Genomic DNA, 617 nt, shown 5'->3' on the forward strand with positions numbered 1-617 from the left:
TCCCATATTGATGCACTAATATAGTATTCTGTCAAGATAATTTAGATGCGTTTCCCCTGGGTTGGGAAAGTGAATGGCAAAACATAGCGATTACCGAATGGGAAGCATCTGGATAGTAACATTTAACCCATCCGTAGGTACAGAAATTCAAAAAACTCGTCCAGCACTGATAATTTCTGGGACTTTGTTTAACAACCAACGCAGCAAAGTCACAGTTTTACCTTTTACTTCCGCAAAACTGAATAACCCCCGCATTTCACCTGCGGTAGTTGAAGTACCTATATCAGCACGAAATGGACTTTCTGTGGATAGTCTTTTAATCTGCGTTGAACCCATGACATTGGATATGATAGAGAAATTTTGAAAAGAACTCGGGGATCTTTGGGGTGTAGTTTATAATAGGAGTATACCGAAAAAATTTACTCAATTGAGGAGTTAATCATGGTAATAAAAATTGCAGAAATATCTCAAGATATTGACACCTTAACAGAAGAAGCGCAAATCTTACTACTTGATTTTATTCAATTACTTAAAAAACGTTATCCAAAACCAGAAAGTCAACTCATAGAAAATGAGATAACTTTCTCATCTACCCAAAAACAAAAATCACATCCACT

The 617-nt window shown here is 36.1% G+C and carries 1 protein-coding gene; it reads left to right on the top strand.

The window, feature by feature from the left end; all coding sequences use genetic code 11:
• Nucleotides 1-73 precede the first annotated feature (73 nt).
• Nucleotides 74-364, top strand: coding sequence for a type II toxin-antitoxin system PemK/MazF family toxin (locus FJR06_RS04825; RefSeq protein ID WP_015079784.1), 291 nt, complete (start codon nucleotides 74-76; stop codon nucleotides 362-364).
• The last annotated feature ends 253 nt before the right edge of the window (nucleotides 365-617 follow it).

This window comes from Dolichospermum sp. UHCC 0352 (assembly GCF_009711925.1).
Lineage (GTDB): Bacteria > Cyanobacteriota > Cyanobacteriia > Cyanobacteriales > Nostocaceae > Dolichospermum > Dolichospermum lemmermannii.

What these genes read in the sequence shown, in the direction of transcription:
- FJR06_RS04825 (WP_015079784.1), top strand. Translation starts at nt 74, where the DNA reads ATGGCAAAACATAGCGATTACCGAATGGGAAGCATCTGGATAGTAACA.